The organism is Clostridium yunnanense (assembly GCF_016595795.1).
GTDB classification, from domain to species: Bacteria; Bacillota; Clostridia; order Clostridiales; family Clostridiaceae; genus Clostridium_AR; species Clostridium_AR yunnanense.
Genome location: NZ_JAENHN010000032.1, coordinates 1 through 19,946, shown reverse-complemented (window position 1 = coordinate 19,946; position 19,946 = coordinate 1). Strand labels below are relative to the sequence as shown.

The 19,946-nt window shown below is 30.6% G+C and carries 15 protein-coding genes; 3 read left to right on the top strand and 12 right to left on the bottom strand.

What is annotated here, in order from left to right; genetic code table 11:
* The first annotated feature begins 2 nt into the window (after positions 1-2).
* Positions 3-2,123, top strand: a complete 2,121-nt coding sequence (feoB, locus tag JHL18_RS10585; RefSeq protein WP_200268913.1) for a ferrous iron transport protein B — start codon at positions 3-5, stop codon at positions 2,121-2,123.
* 260 nt (positions 2,124-2,383) lie between these two features.
* Here feoB and JHL18_RS10580 read toward each other — a convergent pair whose 3' ends face one another.
* Both JHL18_RS10580 and JHL18_RS10575 read right to left on the bottom strand, forming a co-directional pair.
* The gene (locus JHL18_RS10580; RefSeq protein WP_200268911.1) at positions 2,384-2,689 is read right to left on the bottom strand and encodes a type II toxin-antitoxin system RelE/ParE family toxin; all 306 of its coding nucleotides are present in this window, start codon (positions 2,687-2,689) and stop codon (positions 2,384-2,386) included.
* Complete coding sequence (locus JHL18_RS10575) at positions 2,679-2,963, bottom strand: type II toxin-antitoxin system prevent-host-death family antitoxin (RefSeq protein ID WP_338025464.1); 285 nt, start codon at positions 2,961-2,963, stop codon at positions 2,679-2,681. The genes JHL18_RS10580 and JHL18_RS10575 overlap by 11 nt, the downstream gene beginning before the upstream one ends.
* A gap of 388 nt (positions 2,964-3,351) precedes the next feature.
* Here JHL18_RS10575 and JHL18_RS10570 point away from each other — a divergent pair, with 388 nt between their 5' ends.
* Positions 3,352-3,765 carry a hypothetical protein gene (locus JHL18_RS10570; RefSeq protein WP_200268909.1) on the top strand — a complete coding sequence of 138 codons (414 nt, stop codon included), beginning with the start codon at positions 3,352-3,354 and terminating at the stop codon, positions 3,763-3,765.
* Positions 3,766-3,830: 65 nt separating this feature from the next.
* Here JHL18_RS10570 and JHL18_RS10565 read toward each other — a convergent pair whose 3' ends face one another.
* The 10 genes from JHL18_RS10565 to JHL18_RS10525 form a co-directional block, all read right to left on the bottom strand.
* On the bottom strand, positions 3,831-4,772 hold the full coding sequence (locus JHL18_RS10565) for an ATP-grasp domain-containing protein (protein ID WP_200268907.1): 942 nt from the start codon (positions 4,770-4,772) through the stop codon (positions 3,831-3,833).
* Entirely contained in the window at positions 4,762-4,884 is a 123-nt protein-coding gene (locus JHL18_RS26230; RefSeq protein WP_274600951.1) for a hypothetical protein, read from the bottom strand. Before JHL18_RS26230 ends, JHL18_RS10565 begins: the two co-directional genes overlap by 11 nt.
* 89 nt (positions 4,885-4,973) lie before the next feature.
* Entirely contained in the window at positions 4,974-5,291 is a 318-nt protein-coding gene (locus JHL18_RS10560) for a GNAT family N-acetyltransferase (protein ID WP_200268905.1), read from the bottom strand.
* Between the two features lie 177 nt (positions 5,292-5,468).
* A complete protein-coding gene (gene arsM, locus JHL18_RS10555; RefSeq protein WP_200268903.1) occupies positions 5,469-6,287 on the bottom strand; it encodes an arsenite methyltransferase in 819 nt (272 codons plus the stop codon).
* A gap of 18 nt (positions 6,288-6,305) precedes the next feature.
* Entirely contained in the window at positions 6,306-6,752 is a 447-nt protein-coding gene (locus JHL18_RS10550; protein WP_200268901.1) for a MarR family winged helix-turn-helix transcriptional regulator, read from the bottom strand.
* Between the two features lie 1,144 nt (positions 6,753-7,896).
* The gene (glmS, locus tag JHL18_RS10545) at positions 7,897-9,729 is read right to left on the bottom strand and encodes a glutamine--fructose-6-phosphate transaminase (isomerizing) (protein WP_200268899.1); all 1,833 of its coding nucleotides are present in this window, start codon (positions 9,727-9,729) and stop codon (positions 7,897-7,899) included.
* A gap of 1,153 nt (positions 9,730-10,882) precedes the next feature.
* Complete coding sequence (locus tag JHL18_RS10540; protein ID WP_200268897.1) at positions 10,883-12,040, bottom strand: mannitol-1-phosphate 5-dehydrogenase; 1,158 nt, start codon at positions 12,038-12,040, stop codon at positions 10,883-10,885.
* Positions 12,040-12,483, bottom strand: coding sequence for a PTS mannitol transporter subunit IIA (locus JHL18_RS10535; RefSeq protein WP_200268895.1), 444 nt, complete (start codon positions 12,481-12,483; stop codon positions 12,040-12,042). Before JHL18_RS10535 ends, JHL18_RS10540 begins: the two co-directional genes overlap by 1 nt.
* Entirely contained in the window at positions 12,484-14,538 is a 2,055-nt protein-coding gene (locus JHL18_RS10530) for a BglG family transcription antiterminator (RefSeq protein ID WP_200268893.1), read from the bottom strand.
* 23 nt (positions 14,539-14,561) lie between these two features.
* Complete coding sequence (locus tag JHL18_RS10525; protein ID WP_200268891.1) at positions 14,562-15,953, bottom strand: PTS mannitol transporter subunit IIBC; 1,392 nt, start codon at positions 15,951-15,953, stop codon at positions 14,562-14,564.
* A gap of 629 nt (positions 15,954-16,582) precedes the next feature.
* Here JHL18_RS10525 and JHL18_RS10520 point away from each other — a divergent pair.
* Positions 16,583-19,720: a DEAD/DEAH box helicase gene (locus tag JHL18_RS10520; protein ID WP_200268889.1), complete on the top strand. Its 3,138-nt coding sequence runs from the start codon at positions 16,583-16,585 to the stop codon at positions 19,718-19,720.
* The last annotated feature ends 226 nt before the right edge of the window (positions 19,721-19,946 follow it).

Below are 19,946 nucleotides of genomic sequence, written 5' to 3'. Positions count from 1 at the left end.
AAATGGGATTAACTTGTAATTGTACACAAAAAGGTTCAATGAAAGATATGTTTAATATAGATAAGAAAGATAATGAATATGTTATAGCTTTGGCCGGAAACCCTAATACAGGTAAAAGCACAGTGTTCAATTCATTAACAGGACTTCATCAGCATACTGGAAACTGGCCTGGAAAAACTGTTGTAAATGCCCGTGGTGATTTTAAGTTCAAAGATAAAGAATATATTCTGGCAGACCTTCCAGGAACATATTCACTTTTTGCTACTTCGGTAGAAGAAGTAGTTGCTAGAGACTTCATTTGTTTCGGTAGTCCTGATGCAGTAATTGTAGTAACTGACGCAACTTGTCTTGAAAGAAATCTCAATCTTGTTTTTCAAGTAATGGAGTTAAGCGACAAGGTTATATTATGCATAAACCTCATTGATGAAGCAAAGAAAAAGAATATCATAATTGATGCCAAAGGGATTGAAAACGAACTTGGAATACCAGTTGTATTAACTGCAGCAAGAAATTGTATAGGTCTAAAAGATTTAAAGCAGGTATTAGATACTGTAATATCTGATGAATACAAATTTAACCAGAAGATAATAAAATACAGTGATCAAATTGAAGAAATGGTAGATATAATTCAGCCTATTCTTAAAGAAAAGATACCAGTAACAAACTCAAGATGGCTTTCTCTAAGACTTATTGATGGTGATGAAAGTATTTATACCTCCATGAGGCAATATTTAGATACCACTGATTTAGAGTTGATAAAATCATTAATTCAAGATCTTAACTTAAATATTGCTAAGGAAAAAATCAGAGAGCTTATAACAGAAGAAATTTATAAAATGGCTGAATATATTAGAGACAAATACGTAAAAGAAAATGTGAGAAACTCTAATAGGGATCAAAAAATTGATAATATAATTACATCAAAAAAGTTTGGAATTCCGATAATGCTATTGCTTCTTGGAACAGTTTTCTGGCTTACGATCCAAGGAGCAAATGTTCCTTCAGCAATTCTTGCTGATATATTATTTAAATTTCAAGATACACTTACAGATTGGTTTGTAAAAATAAATGCACCTTCATGGCTTCATGGTATTATCGTTTTAGGTTTATATAGAACTTTGGCATGGGTAGTATCAGTAATGCTTCCCCCTATGGCTATTTTCTTCCCAATATTCACCTTACTAGAAGACTTAGGATATTTGCCTAGAGTAGCCTTCAATCTTGATCATTTATTTAAAAAAGCCTGTTGCCATGGAAAGCAATGCCTTACTATGTGCATGGGGTTTGGATGTAATGCCGCTGGAGTTATTGGATGCAGAATTATCGAATCACCTCGTGAGAGACTACTTGCAATCTTAACAAATAACTTTGTTCCCTGTAATGGCAGATTTCCAACACTCATTGCCATTTCCACTGTATTCTTTGCTGTAGCCTCCAATAAATATATGACCAGTATTATACCTGCACTCTCGATAACTCTTCTTGTTGTGATTGGAATTTGTATAACCTTATTAGTATCTTATATATTATCAAAAACACTCTTAAAAGGAATACCATCTACTTTTACGTTAGAACTTCCGCCTTATAGAAAGCCTCAGGTAGGAAGAGTATTATATACATCGATTTTAGATAGAACCATGTTTGTTCTCGTAAGAGCAATACTGGTAGCAGCACCAGCAGGTGCATTTACATGGATACTTAGTAATATTTATATTGGTGATATGAGTATAGTTACACATGTGTCTAATTTCTTAGACCCATTAGGAAAATTAATTGGATTAGATGGTTTTATCCTAATGGCATTTATTTTAGGGCTTCCAGCCAATGAAATAGTATTACCTGTACTTTTGATGTTATATCTATCTACCGGAACACTTACAGAATTTGAAAGCATAGATTCATTGCGCCAGACTCTTATCTCACATGGTTGGACTTATCTAACTGCCTTAAATACAATGTTATTTAGTTTATTACATTGGCCATGTTCAACAACCTTATGGACCATAAAAAAAGAAACTGGAGGCATTAAGTGGACACTTCTTGCTATGCTTATTCCTACTGCCGTGGCTTTCATAGTATGTTTTTTTACTACCACAATATTTAGGATATTAGGATTAAGTTAGAAAATTAAACGCCTGTATCTACAAATAGCAGCTATAGGCGTTTTATGCTTTTTTATGAATATCGTTCGTATTAATATTTTTGTCAAAAGAAAAATGAAAATATCAATAATTGACACTTTCATTTTTTATATTTGTTTTTTTATTTTATTGTTTATTATAAATCTTTAAACTTTGATTTATACTTTAATTACCCATTAGTTGATTTATTCTAATATATCTAAAAACATACTTCAATAATTCTTGAATTATTCAATATCAATTCAATAAAACAGTTTTGTATATTCTGTCTGCGTATTTGCGATATGATAAATAAATACAGAATCACCTATATGCCTATGAATTGCAACATATTTTCCACTAATAATCATTCTATATCCCATATCATTCAACCAAGAGTCTGGCGTCAAAGATCCAGAATCCGGATACTGTTCCAATCGTTCAATTGCATCTAATATACTTTCACTAACCTTAAATGCAGTTTTTACATCAAATTGTACTGCATAATAATCCTCAATAGCTTTTAAGTCTTCCCAGGCAGTAGGTAATATTTCTAGCTTATATTTCATTAAACCGTTCTCTTAATTCCTTTCTTGCTTCCGCAATACTTCTAGTCTTTGCACCTTCAAGTCGTTCCTGTTCCGCTTGCAAAACTCTTGCTCTAAGTTGTAACGTTTGTTCTCTTTTTTCATAAGCTTCTAAACTCATAAAAACCCCATCGCCTTCACCATTTTTTGTTATAAAAATTGGCTCTTTAGTGCTTTTCGCTAGATTAGAAATTAATGAATAGTCGTTTCGAAGAGCTGCCGATGCTTTAATAATCATATTAAACTCTCCCTCCATATCTCTTTTATGATATAATCATATCATATTATTTGTATATTGTCATTATTCCATAGGAAGACCTCACAGAAAATCCCTGTTGTTTATTTAAATTAAAGTCTTATGATATTAACCTTAATATTATATTCATCAAGATTATTAAGTTTATTATTTAAAGTGTCTATATTTGTATTTAATATCTTTTCTTAATCCTAAAAACTTGAAACTTGTTTTTGTATTTGTTATATCAATTTTTCTATATTACTATTTGCTTTATTAGATGATTATCTTAAGACGAACTTTCTTACATAATTATCCGTATTATATATAATTGGGATAAATAATAATTGCATGTTATAGTTATCTATATATTAAACTATAATTTTATCTTATTTTAAGAGGTGAGTTATTGAAAAAACTGATTTTATTTTCATCAATATTAATAATATTAGCAATAACAATAGGGATGTATTTAAGAAAAGATAATATACAACCAACTTATGATATATCGTCTCCAGAAGCAGTAGTAAAAGTTTATTTTTTAGCATTAAATAATAAAGATAGTAAGTTTATTGAAACAACTATAACAGATAAAGATAGTCATATAAGAACAAAAACATCTGATTTAGTCAGTGCTGAACTTTTAGAATTAAATAAATATACCTACACAGATGAAAAAGTTACCTTTAGGGTAAAATACAGCTTGCAGTTAAAAAAGGGTAAAGATATGGTTGGCGAGAATGGTATTAATTCAAAATTTATAACTTTATTTAAAGACAATGAAAATAATAGATGGATTATAAGAGACATTGGGGAAGGCTAATAATTATTGTCTTCCCTTTAACATTTATCTCAAGATAACTCCTTTATGGTTTTGTCAATTTTATCTTATAAAAGTTTCATTAAATTTGAGTAAAAGGACTCAACATCGTATTCTTGAAGACCCGATACTTGACCATCTCCTAATTCCATTACAATCCATTGCCCATCTGATTTTTTAGCAATATCAACCGTAAAGAAGTTACTTTTTATGTTCATCAATTCCCCTATTATATCATCAACAAATTTAGGATACTGATTCATATTTTCACCATTCCAATATCCAATTGTACACACTACTTTATGATTAAATATAAATAATCTTAATTCATTTGAAATAGGCATTCCGCTTTTTTCATGAAACCCTGTTGGCTCCAATTCAACAAATTGCCTAAAAACAACACCTTGATTTAGATACTCACCTTGTCTATTAATAAAGTTATTTACTACTTGCAGTGCTTTTTCTGTCTCTTTAGAATTGCCAATATAACAACTTTCAAACCATTCATGTTTGCGAGATTTAACATAATCCTTAACAATTAATGGATCTTCATTAAACTTTCTCAGCATATCTATTATCTCTTCCTGTTCAGGAATACCATCACTCCAAATTGTTTTAGGCGTTAAGTCTTTAAGATGCTCATACCAGTTTGGTAAGTAATGAGTATTTACATATTCCTCTGGAGTGTTTATAAGATAATAGTTTTTATCCGCAAGGTTATTATATAGACATTCATAGTCCTTAGGTTTGAGCATCCATCCCCTATAAATTACCCTGTTTATCTCTTCACTCATAAGAAGCTTTACTTTCTTAAACTCTACTAAGTCTTCATAACTAAATAAAAGCACCTTAAATCCAAGACTTTTTGCTTGTTCATATTCATCTAAATAATCCATATCAGGCTTATTTCTATTTAGTGGATCACTACAAAATAGAAAAATAGTGTTATATCTTCCCAGCTCTTTGATGTCAAATATATCTTCACCTTTTAACACAAAATTATTTTCCATTTAATGCCTCCCAGTCCCCGTATTGAATTTCATCTATAATCAAGCCTTGCTCTTTCCATAAATCTATTTTACTATTAATCCAGTTTTTTAAATCTTCAAATATTATATCCATAGCAAAAGCCTCATTCAAAACTAGAAATACCCTTGCAATATCTTACATACATACTATAAGCTACAGTATTTCAATAACAATTATATCATTTATCCCAATATAATACCATTTTGTAATGAAGCCCCATATATGCAGAGACCATGATTGGAATAAACACTCCTCCAAGACCTTCTCCTAGTATAAGTAATACCACAGCTAATAGAACTTGGACTTAAAGCAACCCATCCCATTACTTCATCCTCTAATCTTACAACTAATCTACAGGATTCAAGATGGCCCTTATTCCACTCCTCCCAGTTAGGTGCTTCTGTCTGAAAGGTAGCTAAACCTGTTCTAATACCTTCTAAATATATTTCTCTTACTTGATCCCAATCTGATGGTTTCATTTCCTCAATTTTGTATTCCATTTATGCTCTCCTTCTTTGCTAACAACAAAATTGATATTTACTTAGTATATTTTTCTTACAATCAATTTTGCAGAACTCTTCCATTGCTTTTTCCTCAGTGTTACTTATACTTATACTTATACTTATAAAGCTATAGCTACAACTATTAATCCGATTATTAACATCATAAATACCTCCTTATTTACGAGCTTTGATATATGCCCCTGCAAAGGCGCCATCTACTTCATCTAAATTAAGCTTATTCGCTACATCATCTAAATCTTTATCTTTAAGGTAGGTATTTTCAATAATTGATTTAGTATATATATGAGCTACTTCTATTTCTATATCCTTAAATCCGACATTTTCAAGAATAGATTTATACTCTGCAATAGTTAGTGTACCTCCTAAACATCCACACCACATGTTGGCTTCAGCTCTTAATTCTGTAGACACTTCTTTCAGTGTAATGATATCAGCTATAGCTAATCTTCCACCTTCTTTTAATACACGGTATGCTTCTGATAATGCCCTTTCCTTATCTTCAGATAGATTTATAACACAGTTTGACATGATTACATCTACAAGTTCGTCTTTTAGTGGGATATCTTCAATATATCCTTTTAAGAAATCAACATTTGTAACTCCCATTTTAGCTTTATTACTATTTGCTAAATTAAGCATCTCATCAGTCATATCAAGACCATAAACTTTACCAGTAGTACCTACGTGCTTTGCTGCCATTAGTACATTTATTCCCCCGCCACTTCCAAGATCTAGTACTGTTTCGCCTTCTTTAAGCTTTGCAAAAACTACAGGATTTGCACATCCTAATGATGCTTCTAATGCTTCTTTAGGTAGATAGGTTAGGCTCTCTCCATTGTAAATTAAAGAAGTCTTACTTACTTCATTGCAACATGAAGTACCAGAACAACAGCTTTTTCCACTACCATTGTTCACTTTTCTTGCTATTCCACCGTAGTATTCTTTTACTTTTCCTTTAACATCAAATTCCATATAAAATCCTCCTTAAATTTATTTACAGCATTCACTTTTATCTATAGCTTCAAGAAGTATTTCAATACTTTCTAAAACTTGCTTTTTCTTATCTTGGGGAATTGTATCATAGATTTTCTTAAAGTATAGATTCATATCTTTTTCAATTCCTTCATAAACCTTCTGTCCATTATCTGTAAGCGATATGGTTACATATCTTCTGTCTTGTGGATCAATATCTCTCTTAGCTAAATCGTTGGAAACAAGATTATTTACTGTTCTACTCATAGTACTGTTTTCTAAGTTTAATAATTCTGCTAATTGATTTAACGAAATACTATTTGCACGACCTATCTCTACCAAAGCATGGCATTGAGATATAGTTATTCCACAACATGAGAAACCATTATCCTCTAATATACCAAGCTTTCTTTCAAGTACCCTTATTAGTTCTCTTAATTGTTTTGCATAATCTATAAAGTTCATACTTGATTACCTCCTACAACTATTGTATTACACAATAGTTGTAATATTTAACTATTATTTTAAAATTTTTTGTATCCCAATCTACTTAAAATAATAAATATTTTTTTAAAAATTAAACCTATTGAAAGTACTACAATTTCTTCAATAGGCTTAATCACTCTAACAGATATTTTAATAAGTAATATAATTGAGTAACTAGTTATATTTAAATTTAAAATGAAATATCTACACTCTTTTCCAATTATTTCTCCAACTGAGTAATTACCATAATATTTACGCGATACCGCAAGTTAATAGAATCTACGGTACCTCTTACCTTAATGCTCTCATTAGTCACATCTATAACCCCTGCATTAGTTATTATAAATATTTGTTTCCCTATATCAAATTCCTTATTAAATAACTGATACCTATTTGTTGATGAGAATCATAACCAGAAAATTTGTCCTTTTAACACTTTACTGTCTCTTTCTTCAGACGGTACAGGAATTTCCTTTGATGAACTTTACCAGTCACTTCACCATCTAGAAAATCTTTTAGTATCTTCAGCCATTCAAATATACTTGAGGCAGATTTCCAATTCTTATTGATAATCTCAAGTTTATTATCTATTACCCCAAGAGGATTGAGTTAATTTCTATTAATTCAATCCTTTCTATAATTGCTGGGAATAAAGCTCCGGCATAGAGAGCCTTTAAATCATCCTTACATTCTGAGTTGAAATTCTTCTACAGTTTCACATTTTTCTTTTAAATACACTTGCGTGCTTGGCAATTTATCTAACCATTTATCTATCTTAGCTGATTTTCCAAGCTTATTACCTATAAGATATTTAGTTAAAAGGAGGATTAAGTTCTATAAGTTCTCTATAAGCAGCTTCACCTAACTTAAGGGTGTGAAGTTTTTCTTTTCTTAACTATAGCTTACTTCTATTTTAGTAAAAAGAACATATTCAACCTCAATACCAATATATCTAAAATGGTTAAGCTATCTAGTTTATAATATTTTTTAAATAATTTATTACATAATAACTCTATAGATGAATAAATATCTAACTTATGGCTATAATATTACCACGTGCAAAAAAGACCCATGAACACATTAAGATTGACTTAATAATGTTCATGGGTCTTCATATTATCTATTACTCAACAGTAACTGATTTTGCTAAGTTTCTTGGCTTATCAACGTCGCAGCCTTTTTGAACAGCTGTGTAGTAAGCTAATATTTGTAGCGGTATAACTGAAAGTACTGGTGCAAGTATTGACATAACCTTTGGAATGTAGATTGTTTGGTCTACAGTCTTTTCGATTTCTGTTTGTCCTTCCATTGCTATTCCTAGTACGTTTGCCCCTCTTGTTTTAACTTCTCTTATATTACTGATTTGCTTGTCATATAACTCGCTTTGAGTTGCAAGAGCTATTACTGAAGTGCCTTCCTCTATTAAAGCTATTGTTCCGTGCTTTAATTCCCCACCTGCATATGCTTCTGAATGGATGTATGATATTTCCTTAAGCTTTAATGATCCTTCCATTGCTACTGCGTAGTCAAGACCTCTTCCTAAGTAGTATACATCGTTTTTGCTGTATAAATGATCTACAAATGATTTTATTGTATCTACATCATTTAATATTTCAGCAGTCTTTTCAGAAAGATTTAATAAACCATCTTTTATCTTTTCTATTTCAGTTTCTCTTACTGTGTGCTTAGCTTCAGCCATGTATAAAGCTATTATATAAAGAGCTATAAGCATAGTTATATAAGCTTTTGTTGAAGCAACAGCTATTTCAGGACCAGCCCATGTATAGAATACATCGTCAGCTTCTCTTGAAATTGAACTTCCTACAACGTTTGTTATAGCTATTATTCTAGCACCTTCTTCTTTAGCAAGTCTTAAAGCTGCTAAAGTATCTGCTGTTTCACCTGATTGGCTGATGCAGATCATAAGAGTTCTATCTGTTATAAGTGGATTTCTGTATCTGAATTCAGATGCAACATCTATTTCTACTGGTATCTTTGCTAATCTTTCGATTACGTACTTACCAACTACACCTGAATGATAAGCTGTTCCACAAGCTATTATATAAACTCTATCGAAGTTTTCTATTTGCTCTTTTGTTAAATGAATACCATCAAGCTTAATCTTTTCTCCCTTAACAACTCTTGAAGTTAAAGTATCTTTTATAGCCTTTGGTTGTTCATATATTTCTTTAAGCATAAAGTGGTCATATCCACCTTTTTCAGCCGCGTCTATATCCCAAGTTACGTGGAATATTTGTTTTTCTACTTTATTCTTGTTTTCATCATATATTGTTATTCCATCTTTAGTCATAACAACAAATTCTTTATCTTCTAGAAGATAAACGTCTCTTGTCATATTTAATACAGCTGGAATATCTGAAGCTATGAAGCTTTCTTTTCCGTCTTCACCTACACCAATTACGAGTGGACTGTCTTTTCTTACAGCTACTATTTTACCAGGATCATTCTTAGCAACAACTCCTAATGCATAGCTTCCTTCCATTCTCTTAGTTGCTTTTATTACAGCATCTTCTAAGTTTCCATCAAAATAGTAATCAACTAAATGAGGTATAACTTCTGTATCTGTTTCAGAAACAAATTTGTATCCTTCTGATATTAACCATTCTCTTAGAACTATATAGTTTTCAATAATTCCGTTATGAACAACTGCTATAGTTTCATCTTCATTGCTATGAGGATGTGAGTTAACATCAGATGGTTCTCCATGAGTTGCCCATCTTGTATGACCTATACCAATGCTACCAGCATACTCTTTACCTGCAACTTTGTCTTTAAGGTTTGAAAGTCTTCCTCTGCACTTCTCGATCTTTATTTCTCCATCTTCAACAACAGCTATTCCTGATGAATCATAACCTCTATACTCAAGTTTGCTTAAACCTTCAACTAATATTGGTGTTGCTTTCTTTTCTCCTAAATATCCTACTATTCCACACATAAAAAAATCTTCCTTTCATATCAATTATTCGTTTATTGCAACCATAATTATATGAGTTATTTTATCCATGGAAGGCTTAATATATTTAATGTTTCAGCTCAACCTTAGAAGCAAAATTTTAATATTCAATTTTTTTTAAAAATTAGGCTTTTCTAAAGCTGAAGCTAAGGATTCCTATATCGAAACTTAAGTTATACTTGTTTGATAATCCCGGATTTTGGGGATTATTGAGCATGTATAACTTATATAGTTGAGTTAGGATTCCTATATAAAGATATATTTAAATATCTTGATACCTGACTGGATTTGTTCTAAAAATCACTTTTTAGGTTTACCAGGCTTTAACGGTAGTATCATACCGTGAGGCACCCGCTGAATTTCCGATACTCCTCATCCTCGTCTGGTTAAACACTGCACGTCCCAAATGTTTAACCCCAAGCGCTTAATTTAATACTGATTGTATTTCTATCCTCCTTTTTACTATATTTATATAATTATGGTCTCTTCAGCCTTCACAATTTTATATATTATACTATATAGTATTTAAAGTCAATTTGTTTGTTACATTTTAGACAAGCATCAATTTATTTTTATAAATCTATCATTTTTTTGTACTATAAACGGATATAAGCTATCCATTTTACGGAAAAATTTTCTTGATTGATAAACAAAATTTCACTGGTATAGTCAACTATAATTATATATAATCACAATAAATCTACTAGTTTTTTATGCAAAATCACTTAATTTTCGATCATAATATTCAACATAGGTTTAATAGCATTGTTGAAATTAAGTGGTTATGTAGGAGATGCTATATGAGCGAGCTACTAGAATTAAATGATTTTTTCAGATGGAATGGCGTTAAGAAAATGTACTGTTCGAACGTAGTGAGTTTACATTTTTAGCCATGGAATATGACAAAATCATATTAATTCTTTGCGTAAGCTCATTAAAGCATCGGATAACTAACCACTTAATTTCAACACAGTTTTTCAAGACTTGGTTGAAAGACGTAACAAATAGACCTACAGTCACTATAAATATAGTTTCTGTAGGTCTATTAATGATATAGTAGCTTAATATCTATAGCATCTAACTAAAGATATTATGAATATAGGGCTATATCTATATATAATTGTTCATTATATAACTACTTTTTTAATTTCTTTAATTCTTCGAACTTCTTAGCAATTAAGTCAACTAAAGGACTATTTACTTCTAAACCAGTAAATTGAACGATAGCTTCTTTTATACCTTTAGTGTTTATAGCAGTTTGGATTTCTTGTGCTTTATCATCATCCTTAGCATCAAATAAAAGACCTGCTGCTACACCAGTAACTATATTGCCACACTCTAAATTTAACTCATAGCAAAGCTTTAATGGAGTTATTAATCTATCGTTAGCTGATAGCTTTCTTATTGGATCACGTCCTACACGGAAAACTTCATCTTGAAGATAATGATTTTCAAATCTACCAATAAGTTTATGAGAATATTCAGTAAGTGCATTGAAATCCATCTTATGTTTTTCACTTAAAGCTTTAACAGCTTCTTTATGGAAGTCAACAACAACAGCTCTTATATATTCATCTTTTATAGCTTCATGTATGAAGTTATATCCCATTAAATATCCAAGGTATGCTGTAGTAGCATGAGCTCCATTTAAAAGGAATAACTTTCTTTCAAGATATGGAGCTAGGTTTTCAACGTATTCTGCACCAGCAACTGATCCATTTACCTTTACTTTACCTTTTTCTATATCCCACTCATAGAAGTCTTCAACTGCAACGTCTATAGGAAGTTCTTTTTCTATATTTACATTAGGAACTATTCTATCAACTGCGCTGTTAGGGAAACCTACATAAGTATCTAAATACTTAGCAAGTTCTTCGCTAGCATCTTCTAGTATAGCATTCTTGATCATATCAGTAGCCATTATTGCATTTTCACAAGCAATTATGTCAACTTTCTTATCAGTTGCTGCCATTCTCTTTTCTAGTAAGCCTTTTAATAGCTTTCCAGTGCTGCCTAGGTTGTTAGCACCTATTGAAGTAGTGATTAAGTCTGCTTCTATTACAGCCTTTTCTAAGTTTTCTAAATCTTTAAGATGAATAGCATCAACGCCATTTATCTTTTCTTTATTTTCTGAAGTACTTAAAGTAATTACTGTATATTCTTTGTGTTTATTGATTTCATCAACTAAAAAGTCTGATATATCCACGAAGGTTACTTGATAATCTGATTTTGATAATAGGTATCCTATAAAGCCTCTACCTATATTTCCAGCTCCGAAATGTATAGCTTTCATTACATTTCACCTTCTTCTTGTATAATCTCCATTATTGCTTTTGGAGTTTTAGCTTCTTTTAATTTTTCTACATTTTCTTCATATTGTATAGTTAATGCTATTTGGGAAAGTATAGCCATATGTTCATCACCAACACCTGCTATTCCTATTACCATATATGCAGTATTTCCGTCACCAAAATCAACACCATTTGGGTATTGTAATATAACTATTCCTGAGTTTAATATTTGTTTTTTGTATTCGTTCATTCCATGTGGAATAGCTACTCCATTTCCCATGAATGTTGAAACTTCATCTTCTCTTTCTCTCATTCCTTGGATATAATTTTCATTAACATATCCGTTCGCTACTAGTAATCTTCCTGCTCTTTCTATCGCCTCATATTTACCTTCTGATGGGAGATTTAATACAATATTTTCTTCGACTAAAACGTTTTTGTTCATTCAAATGTCCTCCTCTTTATTTACGATATTAACTAGATAGTTTCTTATATCAGTTATTCCACCTAGTTTTAATATTTTTACAAAATTTTTATCTTCTATTAACGCAACACTTATCTTACCTAAAAGCTGCAAGATATAATTGCTTTCATCTCTTCTTGCAATAAGTACAAGAAAAGTTCCTGTTTGCTCTGTTGCAAAACCAATACTGGTCATGCTTAATGGTTCAGTAATTCTATATACGCCTATAAAAGGCTTTATCATTTTGTCAGTTCTCGTATGAAGCAATGCAATATTACTTCCCGGAACAACTACATTTCCTTTTTCTTCTCTTTTCAGTATCCCAAACTTAATAGCTTGCTTATCATTAGTAAGATTACTTTTGTATACATCTTCTGCAACAAAATCTATTAGTTCTAAGAAATTATCAACTTTTGTTTTATCCAAACGAAAGTTTTTAAGAAGATCATCTGCAAGCTCGTAATCTAAACTTGTGACTTCCTCATTTTTTAAAGAACTGGAAAGTGTTTTGGTTCTTTGTTCCCCATTCACCTTAAAATCAAATATGAAATTACTTATCTTTTCTATATCTATTTTTGACATAAATGGCGAAACAACAATAACCTTCCCTTTAGTATGAGAATTAATAGCTACTGTAGATATGATTAAATCATATAAATCCTCTTCAATTTTGTTATTCATATTATTTATAGATGAAACAGTAAGTTCGCCTATATCTGGAAAAAGCGAGTTCACCTTGCTTGAAAGTATCCTAGCTGTAGCTATTCCACCAGGACATACTATTAAGGCATTTATCTTTCTAGAGGCTTCTTGCTGCCTTTGAAGAGCCACATCTATATGCATAGCAATATATCCTACTTCATCAGAAGGAATTTTCAAATTATATCTTGAAAAAATGAGCTTACACCTATTTTTTATAATCTTAAATAGCTCACTATAATGCTCCTTTATTTCATTTACTAACGGATTTATTACCACAAGTCCTATATTAAGCATATAAAAAGTTTGCTTAAAATGCTGTGATAAATCCTTAATTAATTGTACATCGCCAGTGATATCCACTTGTACTTTTTTTGATACATCAGCTATTAATTCTAAAGCAATATCTTCATAATTAACATCTGATTGCATAAGATTATTACTATTATTTAGAAAATAGTTATATTCACTTAAATACAAAGTTAAATATACCAACTCTTCTTCAGGTAAAGCTATTTCATTTTCTCTTAAAGCTTCATCAATAATCTTTATCTTTTCATAAGCTTCGGAGTTAATTATTTCATTCTTCATCTTTTCCGGCAACTTAATACTGTCACCAGATTCTGTTCTCCTAATTGCTAAAAGAAGTTGTATAAATAATGTAAAATACTTCACATCATTTACTCTTATATAGCTAAACTTAGAACCATTGAATATTGCTTTTACAAGATTTATAAGCTTAGTTCCAAATATTATCTCAAAAAAAGCTTGAACTGTTTGATCAACCTTTTCATCATATAATATTGCTAAGAGATCTTCATAAGGTTTAAGTTCTAATAAAAACTCAACTAATGCTATTCTTATATTCCATTCAGAACCTTCTATACTTATGCCTTGATTTCTTCTTCTTAATAAACATAAATTTTTACTAAGCAATAACTTTTCAATATTGTCTAAGTCTAAACTTATACTTCCCATAACAACATTGAATTTGTGACTAAAATAACTTGCTTTTAATGGTTCTTTTGTTATAAGCAGCTCACAAGCCATTATTATCTGCCTTTGTTCTTTGCTAAATAGCCATTGCATAGGAACTTGATTTAAGGATATTTTTAATTCTTCAATACTCTTTTTATTACCTGAAATAGATAATTCCATATCTTCATGCGAAAATATGGTAACACTGTATTTTTTCAGTTCCTTATTTATCGCTGTGATTTCTCTTAGAATTGTTCTCGTGCTGACATCTAATTGTTTAAGAAGGCTCTTTATATTCAAAGAGCCTTCATTTAAAATTCTACTTAATATAAACTGTTGCCTAGGAGTGAAATTCTCCATTAACTTAAACACCTAGCTTTAGTTTATTTCTTTAACTGACTTATAAATTCATCATATCTAGCACGATCTAAGAAATTCTTCACAGTTAGGATTCTATTAGTTTTAGCTGATTTTTTAGCTCTTTCGTATAAGTTTTCCTGAGTAAATACTACATCAGCATTTCCTGGAATACTATCTACAGGAGAGTGACTAACTTCAACACCAGTTATTCCAGCATCTTTTAATGCTTTCTTAAGTATTGATTCTCCCATTGCTGAAGATCCCATACCAGCATCACAAGCAAATACTATTAACTTAACGTCGCCAGTTGTTGCCTCTGCTATTGTTTGACCTTTGCTTTCAGCTTTCATTTCTTTAACTTTAGCTTGAGCGTTTTCAATGTCTTCTCCACCTTGTGGATCTCTCTTAATTATTACTGCAGCAACTAAGAATGATACTATTGTTCCTACTGCAACACCAGCTAATACTGGTAATTGTCCACCTCTTGGAGACATTGCCATTAAGGAAATTATACTTCCTGGTGATGGAGCTGCTACTAGACCAGCATTTAAAGCTACAAATGTTAAGTCTCCAGCGATTCCACCAGCTATTACAGCTAATAATAAAAGTGGTTTCATTAATACATATGGGAAGTAAATTTCATGTATACCACCTAAGAAGTGGATTATGATAGCACCAGGTGCTGATTGTTTTGCAGTTCCCTTAGCATATAACCAGAATGCTAGAAGTATACCAAGTCCTGGACCTGGGTTTGGTTCCAATAAGAAGAATATTGATTTTCCAGCTTCTGCTGCTTGTTGAATTCCTAAAGGAGATAATACTCCGTGGTTTATAGCGTTGTTTAAGAAAAGAATCTTAGCTGGTTCAACAACTATAGCAATTAATGGAAGTAATCCAGCATCAGTAATTGCTTGAGCTATATTACCTAGACCAGTTGAAACTCCTGCAACAAGTGGTTCTATGTAAGTGAAAGCTAATAATGAAAGTCCTCCACCTAATATACCAGATGAGAAGTTGTTAACTAACATTTCAAATCCTGTTGGGATTTTTCCATCTACTAGTTTGTCAAACTTCTTGATTACCCATCCACCTAGTGGACCCATTACCATTGCTCCTAAGAACATTGGGATTGAAGCTCCTACTATAACACCTGCTGTTGCTATAGCACCTACTACTCCTCCTCTTGTATCATATACAAGTTTACCACCTTGGTAACCTATTAGTAATGGTAGTAAGTAAGTGATCATTGGACCTACCAATTTTGCGAAGTATGCATTTGGCATCCAACCTGTTGGGATAAATAATGCTGTGATTAAACCCCATGCAATGAATGCTCCGATGTTTGGTAAAACCATTGAACTAAGGAAATTACCAAATCTTTGAACTTTGGCTTTTGCTGATGAATTATTTGCCATTATGAGACCTCCTGTTTAAAAAATTTTTTATTATTTTTTATAATGTTATAATGTTTAATTGCTATGTACTTATAATAAAATAAAAAGTATTCGTTTTCAATTCATTTAACTTCAATTTTGTGGTACGTTTTCAATGACAATTTTAAAGTTGTCAAAAACGGCTTAAATACTAGCCTCACAAGACATGCCTCTTTTTTTATATTTTTTTGACAAAGAACATTTACGACAAATTTGAAATCTAAATTAAATAAACTTGCATTTTTTATGTATTATTTAATTATTTCATTGATGTAATACTTAATTCTTTAAACTCCACTCAGATAGGTTTAAATATGAAGTAATTTATCGTTCTAGAGTTCCTAACTAAACTATTAAATCACTGAACCCTATATATATAGTTTACATAATCTTTAAGATATAAACTGACACATAGTGGATAAAAATAATTTATAAAAATATGTTATAATATTACCTGCTTCATATAGCAATGGATGAATTACTTCAATACTTAAAGAGAGAATTTAAAACTAATAGATTTCGGATTTAAGTAGTTCATCTTTAAAATCAATACTAATAATACCACATAATTACTAAATATGCCAAAATACTCTGCAAAACGAGGTGAGATAATGGATATTATGAGTTTAAAGCAAATAGTATTCAAGCCTTCTTCTAATTTAATGAAAGCAAAAGGAAATGAATTATTCAAAGAAGGTTTTGTTAGAAAAGTTAGAGGAAAAAGAATAGATGCTATTTATCATATTTATGGTGACATAAAAAATAAGGATAACACAACTGAATTTAGTACACACATAAAAATAGATTTAGCAAAAGGAACTGTGATAAGCACCAGATGTAATTGCAATCTTTTTAAAGATTTTTCTCAAAACAAACCACTGTTTATGTGTGATCATTTAACTGCTACATCATACAAATTTATAGATTCTATAAAAAAGCGTAATGAAACACATGCTTATTCTGAGAATCAACCTAATATAAACACTAAAGATAAATCGATTCTCACAATACAAGTTTCACTTATTTCTAAATCCTTTAAAGAATACTCAACATATGAGGCTGAGTTCCGTATTGGGATAAAACATAAATATTTAATTACTAATTTAAATCAATTTATTTCTTCTATATATAATAAAGACTATATCTATATAGATGATCATATTAGGTATGACCTTAAAGAATATGAAATCAGCGAAAATCATAGAAAGTTACTAAACTATCTAAAACTGCGCCTACAACTAAATGCTTACACTTCTCTTAATGGACGCTCTATCTTATTAGATTCGTCAGAACTTGAAGAGTTTTTTAAAGCATTGGTCAATGAGAAAATACAATTTAAATATAAAAGTATAGACTACTTTCCTACTATATTAAATGAAGATTTGCCACTAAGCTTCACTTTAAAAGATGATAACAAGCATTTTCTATTAACGACTCATAAAAAGCTACCAACTATGCTTGATAGTGAAGCTTATGTATTTTTCTTTAATAGCAATATATATTTGCCTAGCAAAAATCAGACTTTTAATTATTTACCTTTGTATAATAGATTTACTGAAGAATATACTTTAATCTTTGATAAAACTCAAAAAAACTATGATATGCTGATTTCTAAGGTTACTAGTATATCAAAAGATATAAGCTTAAGTGAAGGAGTGAAGAACTTTAGCTTAAATTATTTGAAATTTGAATTTGTCATTTTTAAAGAAGCTACAACTATATATTGCAAAGTTTACGGTCTATATTTTGGCAATAAAATTGATATACTTGCTGAAAAGAAAAATACTTTAAACAATATAAGGGATTATACTAAGGAAAATAAAATTTTAATGAAGCTAGAAGCTCTACGATTTATATGCAGAGAGGATAAGTTACTATTCATAGGTGAAGATCATGATCTATTCGATCTATTAGCTAATAAAGAAAATAATATTCATAAGCTTGGCAAGGTTACTTTCGGCAAGGGTTTTGAAACAGTGAAGATATATAATTCTACTAATGTAAAGATCGACTTTTATGATGAAGATTCTTATGTGAAGATAATATATAAAATTGGTGATATGCCCATATCAGAGCTTAATTCTGCTCAGGAGGCATACAAATCTGGAGACAACTTCTACAAAGATAGCAATAATAACTTTCTAGATTTTAGAGATGAAGGAGTTTTAAGATTTTTCAATTTACTTGATTTACTATCAACTAATAAAACAACCTATGATGGAACCTTGTATATAGATAAAGATAAACTTCCATATGCAAGTCATTTACTTAACAATAACAACTATGTAATGAATAACTTTTCAAAGCAGCTACAAAACATAGAGCAGAGTTTATTTGATTTAAAAACCGATAGAATCATTATACCTATCGAACTTAAGGCATCTTTGAGAGATTACCAAATCAAGGGCTTCAAGTGGTTCAAAAACTTAGCTAGTTTAGGATTTGGTGGCATTTTAGCAGATGAAATGGGACTAGGTAAAACTGTGCAAACCATAGCTTTTATAACTTCAGAAATAGATAAAAAGTTCCTTATAGTTACCCCTACTTCGCTAATATATAACTGGAAGGATGAATTAGAAAAGTTTTCTCCTAATATTAAATTTAACATAATACACGGAAATAAAAATAGAACCGAAAACTTATCTGAACTTATAGAAGCTAATACAGTGATTTTGACTACTTATGGTACACTAAAAAATAACGTGCATAACTATATAGATTCTTACTTTGATTACTGTATAATTGATGAAGCTCAGAATATAAAAAATTCAGCCTCAAAAACTAAGTTAGCAGTTAAAAGTATAAAAGCAAAAGTTCATTTTGCTTTAACTGGAACACCATTAGAAAACACTTTAACAGAACTTTGGTCTATCTTCGATTTTGTAATGCCAAATTATCTTCACTCTAGAGAAAGTTTTGAAAAGAAGTTTTCAGCTAGTGATAATGAAAGCATTGATCTTCTTAAAACTCTTATTTCCCCCTTTATCTTAAGGAGAACTAAACAAGAAGTTATAGATGAATTGCCTGATAAAACCGAAAAGAAGTTGCTGATAGAGATGACATCAATGCAAAAATCAATATATAGTTCCTATATAAAAGACATAAGACAAAGTTTAAGGGATGCTTCGAAAGGGAAAATTGAAATATTCTCTTACCTTACAAGGCTTCGTCAAATTTGCTTAGATCCTTCTTTGGTAGTACCTAATTATGCTGGCGGCAGTGGTAAATTAAAAGCAGCTATGGATATTATAGAAAATCAAATTAAAACTGGAGGAAAGGTTCTTTTATTTTCACAATTCACCTCTGCTCTAGGAAAGATAGCTGATGATCTTAAAAAACTAAACATATCCTACTACTATATAGATGGTTCAATTCCTGCAAAGGAAAGACTGCGACTTGTAAATGAATTTAATGAAAGTGATACCACTGGTGTATTTTTAATTTCTTTGAAGGCTGGTGGAACTGGACTTAATTTAACTTCTGCAAATCTAGTTATTCACTTTGATCCCTGGTGGAATCCCGCTGTAGAAGATCAAGCTACAGATAGAGCACATCGTATCGGTCAGAAGAATATTGTTGAGGTGATTAAATTAGTTGCTAAGGGAACCATAGAAGAAAAGATATTAACTCTTCAGCATAGTAAGAAACAATTGATAGACTCAATTCTAACAGGCGAATTAAAAGATAGCGATTCTTTCGATAGGTTAAGTACAGAAGACCTTATTAAACTTTTCGATAGAACTGAGTAAACGCTAAAATAAAATTGAATAGATTACTTTATTTAAACAATATTTTTGAACATAGCTTAATTTAAAAATTTAACCTTATATAAAAACACCCACAAATATTTGAGGGCACTGAAAAACTTTAGTTTTTCAGGAGCGATTTATTTAAATAGTTTAAAAGTAGCTGATAAAACTAAGAGTTTTTAGTTTTATCAGCTGCTTTGTTTTAAAAACTGCTTAAGTTAATTGG